Origin of the sequence: Actinocorallia sp. A-T 12471 (genome assembly GCF_033875155.1) — a bacterium.
Lineage (GTDB): Bacteria > Actinomycetota > Actinomycetes > Streptosporangiales > Streptosporangiaceae > Actinocorallia.
In genome coordinates this window covers 69,363-89,420 of record NZ_JAWZTE010000003.1, presented here as the reverse complement: position 1 = coordinate 89,420, position 20,058 = coordinate 69,363, and the positions used below count along the sequence as shown (strand labels likewise).

General features: G+C 71.0%; 17 protein-coding genes. 12 read left to right on the top strand and 5 right to left on the bottom strand.

The features are described from left to right. Window positions 1-20 precede the first annotated feature (20 nt). Entirely contained in the window at window positions 21-1,127 is a 1,107-nt protein-coding gene (locus R9X44_RS09565) for a ferritin-like domain-containing protein (protein WP_319813671.1), read from the top strand. 68 nt (window positions 1,128-1,195) lie between these two features. After that, entirely contained in the window at window positions 1,196-2,002 is an 807-nt protein-coding gene (locus tag R9X44_RS09560; protein ID WP_319813670.1) for a universal stress protein, read from the top strand. Between the two features lies 1 nt (window position 2,003). Here R9X44_RS09560 and R9X44_RS09555 read toward each other — a convergent pair whose 3' ends face one another. After that, on the bottom strand, window positions 2,004-2,831 hold the full coding sequence (locus R9X44_RS09555; RefSeq protein WP_319813669.1) for a helix-turn-helix transcriptional regulator: 828 nt from the start codon (window positions 2,829-2,831) through the stop codon (window positions 2,004-2,006). A gap of 302 nt (window positions 2,832-3,133) precedes the next feature. On the opposite strand from R9X44_RS09555, the gene R9X44_RS09550 reads away from it, so the two are divergent. From R9X44_RS09550 to R9X44_RS09530, 5 genes are all read left to right on the top strand, one after another. Further along, on the top strand, window positions 3,134-3,826 hold the full coding sequence (locus tag R9X44_RS09550; protein WP_319813668.1) for an IclR family transcriptional regulator: 693 nt from the start codon (window positions 3,134-3,136) through the stop codon (window positions 3,824-3,826). A gap of 143 nt (window positions 3,827-3,969) precedes the next feature. Next, complete coding sequence (hppD, locus tag R9X44_RS09545; RefSeq protein WP_319813667.1) at window positions 3,970-5,139, top strand: 4-hydroxyphenylpyruvate dioxygenase; 1,170 nt, start codon at window positions 3,970-3,972, stop codon at window positions 5,137-5,139. 597 nt (window positions 5,140-5,736) lie between these two features. After that, a complete protein-coding gene (locus R9X44_RS09540) occupies window positions 5,737-8,082 on the top strand; it encodes a hypothetical protein (protein WP_413774935.1) in 2,346 nt (781 codons plus the stop codon). Between the two features lie 91 nt (window positions 8,083-8,173). Continuing rightward, window positions 8,174-8,920, top strand: a complete 747-nt coding sequence (locus R9X44_RS09535) for a hypothetical protein (protein ID WP_319813665.1) — start codon at window positions 8,174-8,176, stop codon at window positions 8,918-8,920. A 67-nt stretch (window positions 8,921-8,987) separates the two neighbouring features. After that, entirely contained in the window at window positions 8,988-10,121 is a 1,134-nt protein-coding gene (locus R9X44_RS09530) for a fumarylacetoacetate hydrolase family protein (protein ID WP_319813664.1), read from the top strand. Here the strand turns inward: R9X44_RS09530 and R9X44_RS09525 are convergent. Next, complete coding sequence (locus R9X44_RS09525) at window positions 10,051-10,407, bottom strand: YkvA family protein (RefSeq protein ID WP_319813663.1); 357 nt, start codon at window positions 10,405-10,407, stop codon at window positions 10,051-10,053. The genes R9X44_RS09530 and R9X44_RS09525 overlap by 71 nt on opposite strands. 130 nt (window positions 10,408-10,537) lie before the next feature. Then, window positions 10,538-11,038 (bottom strand): MarR family transcriptional regulator, encoded by a 501-nt coding sequence (locus R9X44_RS09520; RefSeq protein ID WP_319813662.1) that lies wholly within the window; start codon window positions 11,036-11,038, stop codon window positions 10,538-10,540. A gap of 101 nt (window positions 11,039-11,139) precedes the next feature. Here R9X44_RS09520 and icmF point away from each other — a divergent pair, with 101 nt between their 5' ends. Then, window positions 11,140-14,331 carry a fused isobutyryl-CoA mutase/GTPase IcmF gene (gene icmF / locus R9X44_RS09515; RefSeq protein WP_319813661.1) on the top strand — a complete coding sequence of 1,064 codons (3,192 nt, stop codon included), beginning with the start codon at window positions 11,140-11,142 and terminating at the stop codon, window positions 14,329-14,331. Between the two features lie 38 nt (window positions 14,332-14,369). On the opposite strand, the gene R9X44_RS09510 is transcribed toward icmF, so the two are convergent. Continuing rightward, window positions 14,370-15,911 (bottom strand): MFS transporter, encoded by a 1,542-nt coding sequence (locus R9X44_RS09510; protein WP_319813660.1) that lies wholly within the window; start codon window positions 15,909-15,911, stop codon window positions 14,370-14,372. A 52-nt stretch (window positions 15,912-15,963) separates the two neighbouring features. Beyond that, window positions 15,964-16,518, bottom strand: a complete 555-nt coding sequence (locus R9X44_RS09505) for a helix-turn-helix domain-containing protein (RefSeq protein WP_319813659.1) — start codon at window positions 16,516-16,518, stop codon at window positions 15,964-15,966. A 209-nt stretch (window positions 16,519-16,727) separates the two neighbouring features. Here R9X44_RS09505 and R9X44_RS09500 point away from each other — a divergent pair, with 209 nt between their 5' ends. Genes R9X44_RS09500 through R9X44_RS09485 form a run of 4 tightly spaced genes read left to right on the top strand, consistent with a single transcriptional unit; the run spans window position 16,728 to window position 19,859 of the window. After that, window positions 16,728-17,792 carry an exo-alpha-sialidase gene (locus R9X44_RS09500; protein WP_319813658.1) on the top strand — a complete coding sequence of 355 codons (1,065 nt, stop codon included), beginning with the start codon at window positions 16,728-16,730 and terminating at the stop codon, window positions 17,790-17,792. 31 nt (window positions 17,793-17,823) lie between these two features. Continuing rightward, complete coding sequence (locus R9X44_RS09495) at window positions 17,824-18,432, top strand: GNAT family N-acetyltransferase (protein WP_319813657.1); 609 nt, start codon at window positions 17,824-17,826, stop codon at window positions 18,430-18,432. 43 nt (window positions 18,433-18,475) lie between these two features. Then, window positions 18,476-18,865, top strand: coding sequence for a PPOX class F420-dependent oxidoreductase (locus tag R9X44_RS09490; RefSeq protein WP_319813656.1), 390 nt, complete (start codon window positions 18,476-18,478; stop codon window positions 18,863-18,865). 46 nt (window positions 18,866-18,911) lie between these two features. Next, on the top strand, window positions 18,912-19,859 hold the full coding sequence (locus tag R9X44_RS09485; protein WP_319813655.1) for an aldo/keto reductase: 948 nt from the start codon (window positions 18,912-18,914) through the stop codon (window positions 19,857-19,859). Window positions 19,860-20,058: the final 199 nt, after the last annotated feature.

The window sequence follows — 20,058 nt, the reverse complement described above, 5'->3', positions numbered from 1 at the left end:
CAGCCCGACAGGAGTGCGCGTTGTCGACCCACGAGCTCTACACCTCCCCGGTCCAGGACGAGACCTGGACCGTACCGCTGTCCGGTGACACCCGCTTCACCTGGGAGTACGACGACGGCCGCGACAAACTGCTCAGCCTCTACCAGAAGGGCAAGGACAAGCAGTGGGACGCGGTCAAACGCATCGACTGGAGCCTTGAGGTCGACCAGGCCGACCCGCTCGGCCTGCCCGACGCGGCCAACATGCTCTACGGGACCCAGTACTGGGAGAAGATGAGCGTCGCCGAGCGCGGACGGCTCAAGCTGCACTCGGCGTCCTGGCAGTTCTCCCAGTTCATGCACGGCGAGCAGGGCGCGATGATCACCGGCGCGCGCATCGTGGAGACAGTGCCCGACCTCGACGCCAAGTTCTACTCGGCCACCCAGACCATGGACGAGGCACGCCACGTCGAGCTGTTCACCCGCTTCCTCCAGGACAAGCTCGAACTCGTCTACCCCATCAACGACAACCTGCAGAGCCTGCTCAACGACACGCTGAACGACAGCCGCTGGGACATGCCCTACCTGGGCATGCAGGTGCTGATCGAGGGCCTTGCCCTCGCGGCGTTCGGGCTGGTCCGTGACATGACGACGGTGGAGCTGCCCAAGCAGATGCTCACCTACGTCATGCAGGACGAGGCGCGTCACGTGGCGTTCGGGCGGCTCGCCCTGCGCGACTTCTACCGGGACATCACCGAGGCCGAGCGGCGCGAGCGCGAAGAGTTCGTCATCGAGGGCTGTTACCGGATGCGCGACCGCTTCCAGGCACTCGAGGTGTGGGAGAACTTCGGCATTCCCAAGGCCGACGCGATCGAGCTCGTGAAGAACTCCGAGTACATGCGGATGTTCCAGAGTCTGCTGTTCAGCAGGATCGTCCCGTGCGTCAAGGACATCGGCCTGTGGAGCGAGCGCATCCAGGCGGCCTATGACGACATGGGCGTCCTCGACTTCTCCAAGCAGGACCTGGAGATCCTCATGGCCCAGGACGAGGAGCACGCCGACGCCATGGACGCCCGCCGCTTCGCCGCCGAGGAGGCCGAGCGCCGCGCCGAGGTGGACGAGGTGATCACCCAGGCCGCCGCCGACTGACGTCGCCTTTGTCCCCCGTTCGGCTGACCTGTCCCAGGGGTAGGGGACGAATGGGGAACGGGGGACGAATGAGCGAGATCCTTGTCGGGGTTGACGGATCGGCGCCCGGCGACGCCGCGACGGCCTGGGCGGCCCACGAGGCCGAGCGGCGCGGGGTGCGGCTGCACGTGGTGCACGTGGGCGGCAGGCTCGGCGACGACCGCACCGCGCAGGAGGCCGCCGAGCTGGCGCGGGCGGTCGGCGAGGTGCAGGTGGACGCCGAGTTCGTCACCGGCAAACCACAGGACAAGCTGCTGGAACTCGCCGGGCGGGCCGAGCTCGTGGTGCTCGGCACCCACGGCCACGGGGCGGTCGCGAGCCTCGTCGTGGGGTCGGTGGCGCTCGCGCTCGCCGGAAGCGCGCCGGTCCCGGTGGTGCTGGTGAAGGACCACGATCCCGAGAAGGACGACTGCCCCGTCGTCGTGGGGGTCGCCGAGACGCCCGCCGCGGTGGTGCTGGGCGCCGCCGAGAAGGAGGCGGGGCTGCGCGGGGAGGGGCTGTGGCTCGTGCACGCCTGGTTCGAGCCGCCGGTGGAGAGCTTCGGCGCGCCCGCGCCGCTGCCGCCGATCGACCCGAGCCCGGTGGTGGCGGCGCTGCGCGAACGGCTGACGGGCGAGCTCGCGCCCTGGCTCGGCCGCCCCGACGCCGACCTCAGGGTCGTGCCCGGGCACCCGAGGGACGTGCTGCTCGCCGCGTCCGAGGACGCGGCGCTCGTGGTCGTGGGCCGGCACGAGAAGCCGGGCCGCCGCATCCGCGCCCTGGGGGCCACCACGCACGGCCTCATCAGGAAGGCCGCCTGCCCGGTGATGGTCGTCGGGGACGAGGAGTCGGCGTAGGTCAGGCGGTCCGGTTGGTGAGCACCCGCATGAGCATGTCGCGCGAGTCCTCGGGCTGCGCCGCCTCGAGCGCGAGCCGGTTCATCACCTGGAGGTACCTGTCGATGTCGGCGGGCTTGTCGAGGTAGAGCGCGCTGGTCAGCTGCTCGAGGTAGACGATGTCGGGAAGGGTCTCCTCCGGGAAGCGCAGCAGGCTGAACGCGCCCGAGACGCCCGCGTGCCCGCCCGCGTTGAACGGAAGGACCTGGATCGTCACGTTCGGCCTCGTGCTGAGCTCGATCAGGTGCTCGACCTGCTCGCGCATGACGGCCTTGCCGCCGATCGGACGGCGCAGCGCGTTCTCGTCGACGATCGCCCAGACGCGCAGGTCGGCGGCGTGCAGCCGGGTCTGGCGGCGCATCCGCAGCTGCACCCGGCGTTCCAGCTCGTCACCGGTGATCTCCGGGTAGCCCAGCGGGATGAGGGCCCTCGCGTAACCCTCGGTCTGGAGCAGTCCCGGCACGAACTGGAGTTCGTAGGTGCGGATGAGCGACGCCGCGCCCTCAAGGCCCATGTAGATCTCGAACCAGCTCGGCAGCAGGTCGTTGTAGTTGTGCCACCATCCCGGCTCGTTGGCGCGCGCGACGAGTTCGAGCATGGTGTCGCGCTCGCCGGGGTCGACCACGCCGTAGAGCGTGAGCAGGTCGGCGACGTCGCGCTCCTTGAACCCCACGCGGCCGGTCTCCATGCGGGAGATCTTGGAGTGGGAGGCACGGATGGTGTAGCCGGCGTGCTCGGCGGAGATGCCCCGGTCCTCGCGCAGCTTGCGCAACTGCGCGCCGAGCATCATTCGCAGGACCGTGGGACCGCCCGCCAGGGCGGACGGCCTGTCCCCTGGGTCCTTCGAAGGACTTGTAGAAAGATTCACTCGCGACCTGACCATATCGGGGGAATGCCATGCATTCCTACATGATCGCTAACTGCCGTACAACCGTATAGCCCGGTTGTGAATGGAGCGTGACATTCGCGACCCCCTCGACGTTACATGGCGGGCGGTTCCGAGGACAAGGAGTGGATCTTGTGAGCGCTGATTCACCACTTTTTTGGTAGGGTACCCCAGTATTGCCGCAGTGTGGGAAAGGAGGGCCGGGCATGGCCGAGGGGACGCAGGCGGTCGGCAGGGCGCTCGGGGTGCTGAGGTGCTTCGCCGACGACGGGACCGCGCTCGGCGCGTCCGACCTCGCCAGGCGGCTCGAACTGCCTACCTCCACGACGTTCCGGCTCGCCCGCGCGCTGGTCGCCGAGGGTTTCCTCGAGCAGGACCCCCGCACCTCCCGCTACCGGCTCGGCCCGGCCGTCGCCGAGCTCGGCAGGCGCTCGTTCCACCAGCGCGGGCTGCACCGCGCCGCGCCGGAACTCGCCCATCTGGCCAAGGAGACGGGGTGCCCCGCGGATCTCGCGATGCGGGACGGCCACGACGCGCTGATCCTCCTCGGCGGCCCGTCCGGCACCGGCCACCGCGTCCGGCACCCGCTGCGCACGACCGCGCAGGGGCTCGTCCTCGCCGCTTTCGCCGCACCCGCGCCCGACGGCGCGCTCGCCGAGATCCGCGCCGCGGGGCACGCCGTGCACGCCGACGAGCCTGGCTCGGGCCGGACCGCGCTCGCCGTGCCGATCCTCGACCACACCGGCGTCGCCAGGTACGCGCTGGCCGTCCGACCTGCGGAAACACGGCTGTCAGCGCGTCTTGACTGGCTGCTGTCCCGGGCCCGCTCGTGCGCCCGCTCCCTGGAAACCGCGCTCCTGCCGCCCGACGAACGCCGACAGGGCGCTTTCTCCTGGTAAACGGGCTTTTTCCCCTACCGCCGACCTGCCTTTTTCCCGGCTATTCCGCAGATTTGCCGTGCATTCCGGGAAGTTGACGTCACCGAGCTTGTGGCCGTGCCGGAACCCGGGCGAGGGTGGCCCTAGGGGAGAGGAGCAGGGCCATGACGCACCCGACCGTGCCGTTGGAGGAGGACCGCCTGGTGGGGGCGGTGCCGCACGACTTCAGCCATGACCCGTTCCCCGTCCGGGGGCTCGACCACGTCAGGTTCCTCGTCGGCAACGCAAGGCAGGCCGCCCACTTCTACACGACGGCTTTCGGCATGACGCCCGTCGCGTACCGGGGGCCGGAGACGGGGTGCGAGGACTACGCCGAGCACGTCCTGCGGTCAGGGAACGCGGTCTTCGTGATCACCGGCGAGGTGCGGGCCGGCACGCCCGTCGGCGCGTCGGTCGCCGCGCACGGCGACGGCGTCAGCGACCTCGCCCTCGACGTCCCCGACGTGGACGCCGCCATCGCGCACGCCAGGACGCGCGGGGCACGCGTCCTGTCCGAGCCGCACGACGTGTCCGACGAGCACGGCACGGTACGCATCGCCGCCCTCGCGACATACGGGCAGACAAGGCACACCCTCGTGGACAGATCCGGCTACCACGGCCCGTTCCTGCCGGGGTTCGTCGCGGCCGAACCCGTCCACGCCGGGCCGCCCGCGCACCACCCCACCCGCTACTTCCAGGCGGTCGACCACTGCGTCGGCAACGTCGAGCACGGCAGGATGGACGAGTGGGTCGGCTTCTACAACCGGGTCATGGGGTTCACCAACCTGAAGGAGTTCGTCGGCGACGACATCGCCACCGACTACTCCGCGCTCATGTCGAAGGTCGTCGCGAGCGGCGACCACAGGGTGAAGTTCCCGCTGAACGAGCCGGCGCCCTCCCGCCGCAGGTCGCAGATCGAGGAGTACCTGGAGTACTACGGCGGCCCGGGGGTGCAGCACATCGCGCTGGCGACCGGCGACATCGTCGCCTCGGTGCGGGCCATGCGCGAGACCGGCGTGGAGTTCCTGCCGACCCCCGACGCCTACTACGACGCGCTCGGCGAGTGGGTCGGCGACACCCGCGTCCCGCTGGAGACGCTGCGGGAGCTCGGCATCCTCGTCGACAGGGACGAGGACGGCTACCTCCTGCAGATCTTCACCAGGCCCGTCCAGGACCGTCCCACGGTGTTCTTCGAGCTGATCGAGCGGCACGGGTCGCTCGGGTTCGGCAAGGGCAACTTCAAGGCGCTGTTCGAGGCGATCGAGCGCGAGCAGGCGCGCAGGGGGAACCTGTGACCTGAGCGGCGTTACCGCGCCCGTACCCCGGGTAGATGATCATCACTTTCAGTGATCATCTCGGGGGAGATCCGCATGAAGCTCGGGCGAGCCGCGGCAAGACGGGCGCGAAGGAGGACCGGCGCGGCTTTCCTCGCCGTCGTCCTGGCGCTGACGGGCGGGGCCGTGGCGCCTTCGGCGCACGCCGCGGCGGCGGCGCCGGCCGCGGTGCCCGCGGCGACGCCGACCACGTCGGTGGTGACCGTGAAGACCGGCGGCGACCGCGTCGGCGACAAGACAGTCGCCCCGCTCGCCGGGGTCAGGCTCGGGCTGTACCCCACCGCGGACTCCACGACCCCGGTCACCACCGACCCTTGGGGCCAGTGCGTGTCGGACGCCGACGGCGACTGCAGCTTCGTCGTCCCCGACACCGGTAACGGCGGCGCGCGCCGCGACGACATCTACTACGTCAGACAGATCTCCGCACCGGCCGGCTGGTACGTCAACCCGGTGCTGCGCACGGGCAACGCCACGGGCAGCCAGTCCGCGCAGACCGCCTACGTCTTCCCGACGGCCGCGCTGCGCGGCGGCCAGGTGTACCGCTCGACCGCCGAGTTCATGTTCGACCTGACGTCGCGGCGTCCGCTGGAGTCGAGCGGCGTCTGGCAGCAGTCGCGCGTCAACCCCGCGCTGCCCGACCAGTGCGGCCTCGACGTCGCCCTGCTCCTCGACCTGTCCGGCTCGGTGGGCGGTGCGCTGCCCGCGCTGAAGGGCGCGGCCGACCAGTTCGCCGACGCGCTCGTCGGCACCCCGTCGCGGATGGCGCTGTTCAGCTTCAACAGCGACGCGCCCGCGACCGGCGGCTCGAACCATCCCGAACTCGTCTCGGTGTCCACCCAGGACGGCGCGGACGCGTTCAAGGCACAGTACGCCGGGTGGACCGTCGGCGGCGGCACCAACTGGGACCAGGGCCTCTGGCGGATCGCCCAGGCGAGCCAGCAGTACGACCTCGTCGTGATCATCACCGACGGCAACCCGACGTACTTCGACGACAGGACCGGCGACGGGGGCAACACCCGCGTGGCCGAGGTCGAGGGCGGCATCTTCTCGGCCAACGCCGTCAAGGCCAAGGGGAGCCGCCTGATCGCGCTCGGCGTCGGCGGCGGCGTCACCGGCGTCACCGCGCTCAACCTGCGCGCCATCTCCGGCACCTCGGCTTACGACGGCACGAACGCGGCGACAGCCGACTACTTCCAGACCAGCGACTACGCGGCGGCGGGGGAGGCGCTGCGCAGGCTCATCCTCCAGCAGTGCGCGGGCTCGGTCTCGGTGACCAAGCTGCTCGTGCCGTCCGCGAACGTCGGCGACGACGTGACCGGCGCGATCCCCGCGGGGGCGGGCTGGCAGTTCGACGGCGCGACCACCACCGCGGGCGCGACCATCACCCCGGCGAGCGCGACCACCGCCGACGACGGGACCGGCACCGTCGCGTTCACCGTCGGCGGCGACGCGGCCAACACCGCAGTCCAGATCACCGAGGTCGAGCACGACGGGTACACGATCCTCCAGCGCGACGGCGTCAACGCGGTCTGCTCACCGGTCGGCTCCACCACGCCGCTTCCGGTGACGAACGCGGGCGAAACAGGGTTCGCGCTGACCGTCCCGCAGGGCGCGGCGGTCAACTGCTCGATCTACAACAAGCCGGTCGGCACCGCCAACGTCACGGTCACCAAGGTCTGGTCGATCGACGGCACGACCTACGCCGAGGGCGACCAGCCCGCCGGGTTCACCGCGTCGGCGACGCTCACCGGGCCGGGCAGCACGCCGGTCTCGTCGCAGCCGTGGGGCACGCCGCGCAACGGCTACACGATCGGCGAACAGGTGACCGTTGACGAGACCGTCACGGTGCCCGACCCGTGCCGGGTCACCTCGCAGGTGATCACGCTGATCGACGACGAGGACTCCGAGGAGCAGCTCCCGCACACCGGTCCCGTGCTGCTCGAGCACGCCACGTTCCAGATCACCAACACCGTGACCTGCCCGCCGACCGCCCCGGTCGTCGTGGACAAGCAGTGGGTGATCGACGGCAAGCACTACGCCGAGGGCCACCAGCCCGACGGGTTCACCGCCGGGCTCACCCTCTCCGGCCAGGACGGGGTGCCGGGGACGCCGCAGGACTGGGACGTCCCGAGGGGCGGGTTCGTGGTCGGCGGGACCGTCACCATCGATGAGACAACCGGGCAGTTCGACAACGAGCGGTGCACGCTCGTGTCGTCGCGGCTCACCGTGGCGGGCGGCGCGGACGTCGACCTGCCGCTGCCGCACACCGCGACGGTCACCGGCCCCGACCCCGACGTCTTCGAGATCACCAACACCGTGGAGTGCGCCGACGAGCCGGGCCTGGGCATCACCAAACGCGCCGACCGCACCGAGGTCGCGCCGGGCGGCCGGGTCACCTACACGGTGACGATCACCAACACCGGCGACGGCGACACCCCTGAGGGCTCGCCCGCGACGTTCCAGGACGACCTGTCCGACGTGCTGCGCGAGGCAGTCTACGACGACGACGCCGTTGTCGTGTCGGGCGGCGGGACCGTCAGCTACAACGCGCCGGTGCTGAGCTGGACGGGCCCGCTCGAGGCGGGCGCGTCGGCGACGGTCGCCTACTCGGTGACGGTCGACGCCGACGCGCCGCACCGCACCCGGCTGTGCAACACCGCGACCGCGCCGGGCGCGGACTGCTCCGACACCAACTGCGTCCAGGTCACCGCGCCGGTCGTGACGCCGCCGTCGCCGCGCCCGCCCTGGCACCACGGCAAGCCAGGGCACCACGGCAAGCCCTGGCACCACCACGGCAAGCATCACGGCAAGCATCACAAGCCGCGGCCCAGCGCGGGTTCCGCGAGCCGCGGCGTCGACGTTGACGTCGCTGTGGGCGTCGGCGTCGATGTGGACGTCGCCTAGCCGCTGACGCACCCGGCCCGCCGACCTCGCCGTCGGCGGGCCGGGCCGCCGGGGAGACGCGGTTTCAAGCATTCGGGGGACGCACATGTGGATGAGCCGTTCGAGCGCCGTCGTCGTCCTGGCGGCCGCGCTGGCGGCGGTGACGCCGTGGGCCGCCAGGGGTTCGACCGTCGCACAGGGCCCGCGCTCCTCGGTGACCGTCGCGCACACCTGGCTGATCGACGGGATCGGCTACCCCGACGGCGCGCGGCCCGAGGGCTTCGCGGCGGTGCTGTCGCTGACCGGCCCCGGCGGCCTGCCCGCGTCGCGCCAGCCGTCCGGAGTCCCGCGCGCGGGCTACGCGGTGGGGGAGCCGCTGACCGTCGACGCGCACGCGACGATCCCCGAGGAGGGCTGCTCGGTCACGTCGCAGCGGCTGACCGGGGTGAACGGGCGGCGCACGTCACGTCCGCTGCCCTACCGGACCGCCGCGACGGCGTCGCGGGCGTATCGGATCACCACGTCGGTCGTCTGCACGACGGGCAAGCCGGAGCTGACCGTCGTCCGCGACGCCGACGCCGCGACCCCGGAACCGGGACAGACCGTCACGCACACCGTCTTCGCGACCAACACCGGGGACGGCGACTTCACCGCCGAGCACCCGGCTGTCTTCTCCGACGACCTCACGGGTCTGCCGTACGCCGCGTCCTACAACGGGGACGCCACGGCCACTTCCGGGGAGGTCTCCTACGGGCGTCCCGCCGTGACCTGGACGGGACCGCTGGAGGCAGGCGCGTCCACGACCATCCAGTACACCGTGACCGTCAGTGACGGTCGCGCACAGAATCCCTGGTCATAGCCCGCATGGTTCGCCGACCGAGCGGGAAGGCACAAGATCAACTGCCGCCCCTGAGCCTGGACGTGGAATGTTCGACGCTGAGACCCTGCCGTTCGGAGTGTTCACCGCCCTCGACCGGCCCGGCGTGCGCCGGGTGGGCGTCGCCGTCGAGGACAGGGTCCTCGACCTGTCGCAGGCGCGGATACCGCACCCGGCCCTGTTCGCCTACGGGTCGCTCGATCCGTTCCTCGTCTCCGGGCCCGAGGTATGGGACCGCGTACGCTCGGCGCTCTTGGAGGGCGCGGGAGGCCCCTACCTTCCGATGTCGGAGGTGACGATGTGCCTTCCGTTCACCGTCGCCGACTACGTCGACTTCTACGCCTCGGAGTACCACGCGGCCAACCTCGGGCGGCTGTTCCGTCCCGGAGGAGACCCGCTCACCCACAACTGGCGTTACCAGCCGCTCGCCTACCACGGCCGGGCGGGGACCGTCGTCGTGTCCGGCACGGCGATCGTCAGGCCGTCGGGGCCGCACCTCATCGAGGGCGGCTCGGAGCCGGTGTTCGGGCCGTCCGAGCGGCTCGACCTCGAGGCCGAGCTCGGCTTCGTCGTCGGTGTGCCGAGCGCGCTCGGCACACCGGTGCCCACCGGCGCGTTCGCCGACCACGTCTTCGGGATCTGCCTCGTCAACGACTGGTCGGCCCGCGACCTCCAAGCCTGGGAGTACCTGCCGCTCGGGCCGTTCCTCGGCAAGTCCTTCGCCACGTCGGTGAGCCCGTGGGTGGTGCCGCTCGCCGCGCTCGGCGACGCGCGCGTGCCGGTCCCGTCGGGGTCGGGGAACCTCGCGCCCTACCTGCGCGAGGACGCGCCGTGGGGGCTCGACATCACCCTCGAGGTGCGGCTCAACGGCGAGCCGATCTCCCGCCCGCCCTACCGCAGCACCCACTGGAGCCCCGCGCAGATGGTCGCGCACCTCACCGCGAACGGCGCGGCGCTGCGGCCCGGCGACCTCATCGCGTCGGGGACCGTCAGCGGTCCCGGCGGCGAGGAGGTGGGATCCCTCATCGAGCTCACCCACGGGGGCGAGCGGCCCGTGGTGCTGCCCGGCGGCGTCACCCGGACGTGGATCGAGGACTACGACGAGGTCGCGATCAGCGCTTCCCTTGCCGGCGGGCGGTATCTGGGAGAGGTCTCGGGCCGGGTTCTCCCGGCTGTCGTATGAGCCCCGTCGGCCGGTGCTTGCGGATCAGGTACTCGATCGTGGCTATCGCGGCGACGACGATGCCGACGTCGTCCACGAGGATCGGGTCGGGCAGCAGGTCAACCGGGCTGAGCGCGTAGACCCACGCGCCGTAGTACGCGGCCTTGGCCGTCGTGGGCGCGCCGTCGGCCTTGACGAAGCCGCGCAGGCTCCGCAGCCGGATCAGCGTCCGCACCACGAAGAACAGCGTGACGAGGACGAACACCACGGCCGCCGCAACGACCCAGGGCCACCAACCGTCGGGCATCGCACTCCCTCCGCCGTCGAATGTACCCGCAGAACCGCACGGGCCTCAGGTTCCGCTCTACCCGCCAAATCGGGCGAGTCTCGCGTTCCGGACGGCCGGTCGTGGACCGCGGCTCCGGGTGTGGGGCCGCTCAGGGGGTGGCGCGCTCGGCGTCGCCGACGGACGCGCGCAGCGTCTGGAGGGCGTCGATCACGGCCCTGGCCTCGGGACGGCTCAGCTCCGACAGGGCGAACCCGGCCTCGTGCAGGGTGGCCGTCGCGTCCTCGACGAGGGCCCTGCCTTCGGGGGTGATGGTGGCGAGGACCACACGCCGGTCATGCGGGCTGGGGGAGCGGGTCACCAGGCCGCGTCCCTCGAGCCGGGAGATCACGTTGGTGACGCTCGCGGGGTGGACCATGAGCCGTTCGCCCATCTTGCCCATCGGCAGCCGTCCTTCGCGGGTGAAGGCGAGCAGGCGCAGCGCCTCGTAGGCGGCGAAGGTGATCCCGTGCGGCTTCAGCAGCGCCTCGATCCGGCTCAGCAGCAGCTGCTGCGCGCGCATCACCGAGGTCACGGCGGCCATGTGGTCGGCGTGCTCCGGCCAGCGGGAACTCCATTGCCGGTGGGCCTCGGCGAGCGGATCGAACGACACGCCTCCACGGTACGGGAACTTGACGGCCAACGCGTTGGGATTTACTTTAACTTCAAAATATTAGCCTTCAAAATAAGATGTGACCTCTGGAGGAGGACGGGATGGGACTGTACGAACCGGTGCACCCGGTGCGCTTCGTCACCGCTGCCGCGCTGTTCGACGGGCACGACGCGGCGATCAACATCATGCGCCGGATCCTCCAGTCCCAGGGGGCCGAAGTGGTGCACCTCGGGCACGACAGATCGGTGGCCGAGGTCGTCGCCGCCGTTGTGGAGGAGGACGCGCAGGGGGTGGCCGTCAGCTCCTATCAGGGCGGGCACCTTGAGTACTTCGCTTACCTCGCCGAGTCCTTGCGCGAGGCGGGGGCCGGACACGTGCGGATCTTCGGTGGCGGCGGGGGCGTCATCGTGCGGGAGGAGATCGCGCGGCTCGCCGAACTCGGCGTCCGGATCTTCTCGCCGGAGGACGGGCAGCGCCTCGGGCTGCCCGGGATGATCAACGAGCTCATCCGGGAGGCCGACACCGACCTCACCGAGCGGCCCGCGTCCGTCGAGGCGGTGCTGGCCGGGGACAGGGCGGCGCTCGCGCGCACGATCACCTGCCTCCAGGGCGGCGCGCCGCTCGACCCCGCACTCGCCGGAGGGGCCGCACCCGTTCTCGGCATCACCGGCACGGGTGGGTCGGGCAAGTCGTCGCTGACCGATGAGCTGCTGCGGCGGTTGCGGGTCGATCAGCAGGACAAGCTGCGGGTCGCGGTGCTGGCGGTGGACCCGACGCGGCGGCGGGGCGGGGGTGCGCTGCTGGGCGACCGAATCCGGATGAACGCCCTCGACGGCGACCGCGTCTTCTTCCGTTCCCTGGCCACCCGGGGCGGCCGTGAGCTGCCGGACGGGATCGCGGAGATCCTGTCGGTCTGCCGCGCCACCCACGACCTCGTGATCCTGGAGACGCCGGGCATCGGGCAGGGCGACGCGGCGATCACCGAGCACGTGGACGTGTCGCTGTATGTGATGACACCGGAGTTCGGCGCTGCCTCGCAGCTGGAGAAGATCGACATGCTCGACTTCGCCGACGTCGTCGCGGTCAACAAGTTCGAGCGGCGCGGCGGGCCCGACGCGTTGCGCGACGTCTCGCGGCAGCTCGTGCGCAACCGTGAGGCGTTCGGGTCGCGGCCGGAGGACATGCCGGTGTTCGGGACCAGCGCGGCGACCTTTGACGACGACGGCGTCACCGCCCTCTACCAGCACCTCCTCGGGCTGCTCGGGGAGCACGGTTTGCCCGTCGAGCCGGGGGTCCTGCCGCGCGCGGGCGTCCGGGCGAGCACGCGCGTCGCGGGGATCATCCCGCCCGCGCGCGTCCGCTACCTCGCCGAGATAGCCGAGAGCGTGCGCGCCTACCACGCCGACACCCTCGCGCAGGCGGAGAGCGCACGGCGGGCCCAGCGGCTTGAGGCGGCCCGCGCGGAGCTGGGCGATGACGCGCCAGGGCGGCTCGGCGAACTCGTCGCCGACGCGCGCGGGGCGATGTCGCAGGAGTCGGTGCGGCTGCTGCGGGCCTGGCCCGAGGTCGTCGCCGCCTACTCCGGCGACGAGCATGTGTTCAAGGTCCGGGACCGCGAGGTGCGGGTGCCGCTCACCCGCGAGTCCCTGTCGGGCAACCGCATCCCCCGGGTCGCCCTGCCGCGCTACTCAGACGACGGGGACCTGCTGCGGTGGTTGAGGTCGGAGAACCTGCCGGGGTATTTCCCGTTCACCGCAGGGGTGTTCCCGTTCAAGCGCGACGGGGAGGACCCCGCGCGGATGTTCGCGGGCGAGGGGGACCCGTTCCGGACGAACCGACGCTTCAAACTGCTGTCCTCGGGTTCGGAAGCCACCCGCCTGTCCACGGCGTTCGACTCGGTGACGCTCTACGGGCGCGACCCCGACGAGCGGCCCGACGTGTACGGCAAGGTCGGCACGTCCGGGGTCTCGGTGGCGACGCTTGAGGACATGAAGGCCCTGTACGACGGGTTCGACCTCGCCTCGCCGAGCACGTCGGTGTCGATGACGATCAACGGGCCGGCCCCGACGATCCTCGCGTTCTTCCTCAACACCGCGATCGACCAGGGCCTACAGAAGTTCCGGGAAACCGAGGGCCACGAACCCTCCCAGGAGGAGGCCGCCCAGGTCCGCGCACACGTCCTCCAGACCGTACGGGGAACCGTGCAGGCCGACATCCTCAAGGAGGATCAGGGCCAGAACACCTGCATCTTCTCCACCGAGTTCTCCTTGCGGATGATGGGCGACATCCAGGAGTGGTTCATCCAGGAGGGCGTAAGGAACTTCTACTCGGTGTCCATCTCCGGCTACCACATCGCCGAGGCAGGGGCGAATCCGCTCAGCCAGTTGGCTTTCACCCTCGCGAACGGATTCACCTACGTCGAGGCGTACCTGGCGCGCGGTATGGACATTGACGACTTCGCGCCGAACCTGTCGTTCTTCTTCTCCAACGGCATGGACCCCGAGTACACCGTCCTGGGGAGGGTCGCCCGCCGCATCTGGGCCGTCGCCATGCGGGAGCGTTACGGGGCGGCCGAGCGGTCGCAGAAGCTGAAGTACCACATCCAGACCTCAGGCCGTTCCCTGCACGCCCAGGAGATGGACTTCAACGACATCCGCACCACCCTTCAAGCACTCATCGCCCTGTACGACAACTGCAACAGCCTCCACACCAACGCCTACGACGAAGCCGTCACCACCCCGACAGAAGAATCCGTACGACGTGCGTTGGCGATCCAGCTCATCATCAATAAGGAGTGGGGTCTGGCGATGAACGAAAACCCCCTCCAGGGGTCGTTCATCATCGACGAGCTCACCGACCTCGTAGAAGAGGCCGTCCTGACGGAGTTCGAGCGGATCAGCGAACGCGGCGGCGTTCTGGGCGCGATGGAGACCGGCTACCAACGCGGCCGCATCCAGGACGAATCCATGCGGTACGAGCAGCGCAAACACGACGGGACCTTGCCGATCATCGGCGTCAACACGTTCCGCAACCCGAACGGCGAACCCGAACACCACACCCTCGAACTCGCGCGGGGCACCGAGGCGGAGAAGCAGTCACAGCTCACCCGCGTCCACGCCTTCCAAGACGCACACCGCATCGACGCCGAACACGCCCTCAACGCGCTCAAGGAAACCGTCAGGACCGGCGGCAACGCGTTCGCCGCGCTGATGGACGCCGCCCGCGTCTGCTCGCTCAAACAGATCACCGACGCCTTCTTCGAGGTCGGCGGACAGTACCGGCGCAACGTGTGAGGTGAGCGGGCGGCGCTTCGACGCCGCCCGCCCGCCCGTCAGCGCGCGGGCTCGCCGTCGGTCCGCTGGCCCTTGAGCAGGAACCAGACGGCGACGGCGGTCGCGAGCAGGATCGTCGCGCCGACGGCCGCGGTGCCGCGCAGGCCCGCCGCGAACGCGTCCTGGGCGGCGGTCAGCAGCGCCGTCCCGCGTTCGCCGCCGAGCTGCTCCGCCGCGCCGACCGCGCCGCCGATCGAGCCGTGCGCGGCCTCCGCCGCCTCGGCCGGGGTGCCCGTCGGCGTGGGGAACCCCCGGTAGACCGTCGTCACGATCGAGCCGAGCACCGCGATGCCGAGCGCGCCGCCCAGCTCGTAGGCGGTCTCCGCGACGGCCGACGCAGCCCCGGCCTGCTCCTTCGGCACGCTGGAGACGATCACGTCGGACGTCGTGGTGAACGCGAAGCCCGCGCCCACGCCGACCAGCAGCAGCGCCGTGAACAGCAGCCCGTAGCCGGTGCCGCGCTCAAGGCCGGTGAGCAGCGCGAGCGCCACGCCGACGCTCGCCAGTCCGCCCGCCACCACCGCTCGCACCGAGGTCCGCCGCGCCACCGCGCCCGCCAGCAGGCCCGTGACGACCGCGCCCACCGTCGCGGGCAGCTCGGCAAGGCCCGCCTCCAGAGGCGAGCGGCCCTGGACGAGCTGAAGGAACTGCGACAGGAAGAACACAAGGCCCGTCAGCCCGAGGACCCCGAAGAGGTCGGCGGCCACCGCCGCAGAGAACCCCCGGTGGCGGAACAGGCGTACGTCGATGAGCGGCGCGGCGAGAACGCGCTGGCGTCGGACGAACCACACGAGCGCGCCGACCCCGACAAGACCGGCCGCCCCGACCTGAGCCGACCACCCATGCGAGGCCGCCTCCTTGAGCGCGTACACCACGCCGACCATGCCGACGAGGGACAGGCCGACGCTCGGCAGGTCCCAAGGCCCCGGCGACGGGTCGCGCGACTCGGGCAGCAGCCTGATGCCGACGAGCACGAGCAGCGCCATCACCGGCAGGTTGATGAGGAACACCGATCCCCACCAGAAGTGCTCGAGCAGGACGCCGCCGACGAGCGGCCCGAGCGCCGCGCCCGCCGACGCGCTCGACGCCCACACGCCGACGGCAAGGGACCGCTCACGCGGGTCGGTGAAGATGTTGCGGATCAGCGCGAGCGTCGACGGCATCAGCGTCGCGCCCGCCACGCCGAGCAGGGCGCGCGCCGCGATCAGCATCTCGGGGCTCGTCGCGTAGGCGTTCAGGACGGAGGCCGCGCCGAAGGCCGTCGCCCCGGCGAGCAGCACCTTCTTGCGGCCGATCCGGTCGCCGAGGCCGCCCATCGAGACGAGCAGCCCGGCGAGGACGAAGGAGTAGACGTCGCCTATCCACAGCAGCTGGTTGCCGGACGGCTTCAGGTCCGCGCTGATGAACGGGGTCGCGAGGCCGAGGACCGTCGCGTCAACGGCGACGAGGAGCACGGCGAGCACGAGCACGCCGAGCGTCGCCCAGCGTCCCGTGCGCCCGATATGTCGTTCGGGGGAGGTCTTGGTGTCGAGTGCGGTCATGGGTCTGCCAGGTCCTTTGCCGGGTTCACGTCTCGGGGGCGGCGGGGGAGCGTCAGTGGAGCGGCGGACGGCGCGCCGCGCCGCCCAGGAGCAGACCGCTGATCATCATCGTGTAGTCGCGCGGCGCCGTCTTGCCCGCCTGGATGGTCCAGGCCGCGGCGGCGACGAGGCCGTACAGGGCTTCGGTGAGCCAGGCGGGGGACAGGTCGAGCCGGAACTCGCCGGACTCCTGGCCGCGCCGGAACAGCGCGGAGATCCTGGCGTCGAGCCGTTCCCAGCCCGCGTTGACCTCCTCGCCCTCGAACAGCTGGTTCTCGGTCGACAGGAACGCGAGGAACCCCGCGACCGGCCGGGAGCCCTCGATCAGCCGTTCCAGCGCCTCGGTCGCGCTGCCCTCGTCGAGCCTGGCGGCGTCGGCGACCTCCTGGAGCTGGCGCAGGGCGAGGTCCTCAAGCGCGCGGATGAGGCTGTCCCGTCCGGCGAAATGGCGGTGCAGGGTCGCCCGGCTGATCCCGGCGGCCCTGGCGATCTCGTCCTGGGTCGCGGTCGCCTTGCGCGAGAGGAGGTCCGCCGCGCGGTGCAGGACGAGGTCGCGATCGAAGCTCATGAGACAACCCTACACCCTATGAGACATTTATGTCTCACATTGGAGGTATAGGTCTCATGATCGGCTTTCTCGCGGGCCTTGAAGATCGACTCGAAGAAATTTTCGAAGTTGTCCACAGAGTGTGAGTGTTCTGTCACCGTGCGGGAGTAGTGTGGCGGAGAGATCAGGATGGCGAAGGCCGACGAGGCCGGAGAACTGAGGAGGGTGACATGTCCGTTCTTGTGGCGATCGGGACCGTGAAGGGGCTGTTCCTCGCGCGCAGCGAGGACCGGCGCGTGTGGCGGGTGGACGAACCGGTGTTCGGGATGTCGGAGGTCTACAGCCTCTGCTTCGACTCGGGGCGGCTGCTCGCCGGGCTGAGCAACCCGGTGATCGGGCCGACCGTGGCGATCGGCGAGGACAACGGCGCGCGCTGGGCCGAGCCGGGCGCGGCCCCGATCGTCTTCCCCGAGGACACCGGCGCGTCCCTGGAACGCGTCTGGCAGATCACGCCGGGGCTCGACGGCAGGATCTTCGCCGGAACGCAGCCGTCGGCCCTGTTCAGCTCCGACGACGGCGGGGCCTCCTTCAGCATGGTCCGCGCGCTGTGGGACCACCCGCACCGGCCGCACTGGGAGGCGGGCTTCGGCGGCCAGGCGATCCACACGATCCTGCCGCACCCGGCCGACCCGGCCCGGATCATCGTCGCGATGTCGACCGGCGGCGTCTACCGCACCGAGGACGGCGGCGCGTCCTGGGAGCCGTCCAACACCGGCGTCCAGGCGACCTTCCTGCCCGACCACTACCCCGAGTACGGACAGTGCGTCCACAAGGTGGCCCGCGACGCGCTGCACCCGGAACGCCTCTACCTGCAGAACCACGAGGGCGTGTACCGCTCAGAAGACGACGGCCGCACCTGGACCTCCATCGCCGAGGGACTGCCCGGCGACTTCGGCTTCGCCGTCGTCGCCCACCCCCGCCGCACCGGAGTCCTCTACACCTTCCCCATCAGCGCCTCGGAAGAGGGCCGCTACCCCTACGACCACCGCTGCCGCGTCTACCGCTCGGAAGACGCCGGCGACACCTGGCGCCCCCTCACCGAGGGCCTTCCCACCAGCCCCTTCTACGCCACGGTCCTGCGCGACGCCATGTGCGCCGACACCGCCGACCCCTCGGGCATCTACTTCGGCACCCGCACCGGCGAGGTCTACGCGAGCCCCGACTCCGGCGACACCTGGTACCCCGTCGCCACCCACCTCCCCGACATCTGCACCCTCCGCACCCACCCCACCTGACCCACCCAACCCTCGCGGAGGCGAAGCCCGCGTGAGAATCCGGGAAGGCAGGGCAGCGCCGGGGAAGAGAGGAGGGAGACGCGGGCGCGTGAGGGAGGGGGAAAGGGGAGTGGGCGGGGCGGGGGAAAGGAGGGGTGGGAGGATTGGGGGTGTGGTGGGGATTGAGCACACGGAGATCACGGCGGGGTTGTGGCATTTGCGGGTGCCTCGGGTGACTGAGGCGGGGGAGGTCGTGGCGCTCGCCGGGGACGGTGAGACCGCGCGGTGGTCGGCGGCGTTGCCGAAGGATGAGGAGGGGGCTGTCGCGTGGCTTGTTGAGCGTGCGGTGTGGGAAGGGCAGGTGACCTTCTCGATCCTTGAGTCGGTCACCGAGCGGTGGGCGGGGCACGTCAGCGTCGACGGGCTCGACACGGCTGATCCGGTGGTGGTGTGCCGGGTCGCGCCCTGGGCGCGGGGTCGTTCGGCGGCGACCACCGCGGTCCGCTGTGTGACCGGATGGGCGTCTGCGGTTCTTGACGTCCCTCGGCTCACCCTCGCGCATGCCGCGGACGACGTCGCGGCATGCCGCGTCGCCGCCAAGTGCGGCTACGCCCTGACCTCCGCCACGCCCAGTACGCACCTGCACATCCACACCCCCTGACGCCGCGCCCCGGAACGCGGGAGGGGTCGGTAGGGTGGGGGGTATGGATGAGTTGGGGATTGGGCGGTTGGCGGCGGAGAAGTACGTGTTGGTGACGACCTACCGGAAGGACGGGACGGCCGTGGCCACGCCCGTCTGGGTGGTGCGGGACGGGAACGCGTTGGGGATCTGGACTGTCGCGGATTCGGGGAAGGTGAAGCGGATCCGCAACCGGAGCGACGTGCTGGTCGGGCCGTGCGATGTGCGGGGGAAGCCGACGGGGGAGCAGGTGCCGGGGACCGCGGTGATCTGCTCGGCGGAGGACACCGCCGCCTACCGGACGCTGCTGCGCAGCAAGTACGGAATCCTCGGATCGTTGACCCTGCTCGGCAGCAGGCTGCGGCGCGGCGACACCGGCACCGTCGGCATCCGGATCACGCTGACCGAATCTTGATCCGCGCGGGGGAATGATCACCCGCGAAGACGGGTTCACCTCTTCTATGACCTTGAAGCCGGTCGGCACGTCCGACCTCCTCGTGTCGCCGCTCAACCTGGGCGGCAACGTCTTCGGCTGGACGGCCGACGAAGCTACCTCGTTCGCGGTGCTCGACGCCTACGCGGCGGCGGGCGGCAACTTCGTGGACACCGCCGACTCCTACTCGGCCTGGGTGCCCGGCCACAGCGGCGGCGAGTCCGAGGCGATCATCGGCAGGTGGACCGCCGCGCGCGGCAACCGCGACGACGTCGTCATCGCCACGAAGGTCGGCCAGCACCCCGAGTTCAAGGGGCTGAAGCCGGAGACCATCAAGGCGGGGGCCGAGGCGTCGCTGGCCAGGCTCGGCACCGACCGGATCGACCTGTACTACACGCACTACGACGACGAGTCCGTGCCCGTCGAGGACATCATCACCGCGCTCGACGGCCTGGTCCGCGCGGGCAAGGTGCGCCACATCGCGGTCTCCAACATCTCGCCGGAGCGGCTGCGCGCCTCCCTTGAGTTCTCCGACCGCGAGGGCCTCGCCAAGTACGTTGCGATTCAGCCGCACTACAACCTGGTCAGCCGCGACACCTATGAGGGCGAGCGCGCCGCGCTGGCCGTCGAGCACGGTCTGTCGGCGATCCCGTACTTCGCGCTCGCCGCGGGTTTCCTGACGGGCAAGTACCGCCCGGACGGCCCGTCCGTCGACAGCCCCCGGGCCCAGGGCGCGGCGAAGCTCCTCAAGGACCCCAAGGCCCTGGACGTCCTCGCCAAGCTCGACGAGATCGCCGCCGCCCACGACGTCGACGTCGCCGAGGTCGCCCTTGCCTGGCTCGCCGCCCAGCCGACCGTGGTCGCCCCGCTGGCCAGCGCCCGAACCCCCGACCAACTGAAGCCCCTCCTGTCCTTCCCCGACCTGAAACTCACCGACACCGACCTCACCACCCTCACCAACGCCTCAAACCCCTGACCACCGGCCGCGCGGTCCCTCCACCGGCCCGCGCGGCCCACCACCCGGCCGCGCGGCCCACCACACGCCGCGCGGCCACCCTCAAGCCCCACCACAGGCCGCCCGAGCCGCCACAGGCCGCGGCGGCCGATCGTCATGGGCCCGCCGCAGGGCCGTTCGCGATAGGGCGGCGCGCGACAGGGCCGTGCGGACGATGTCC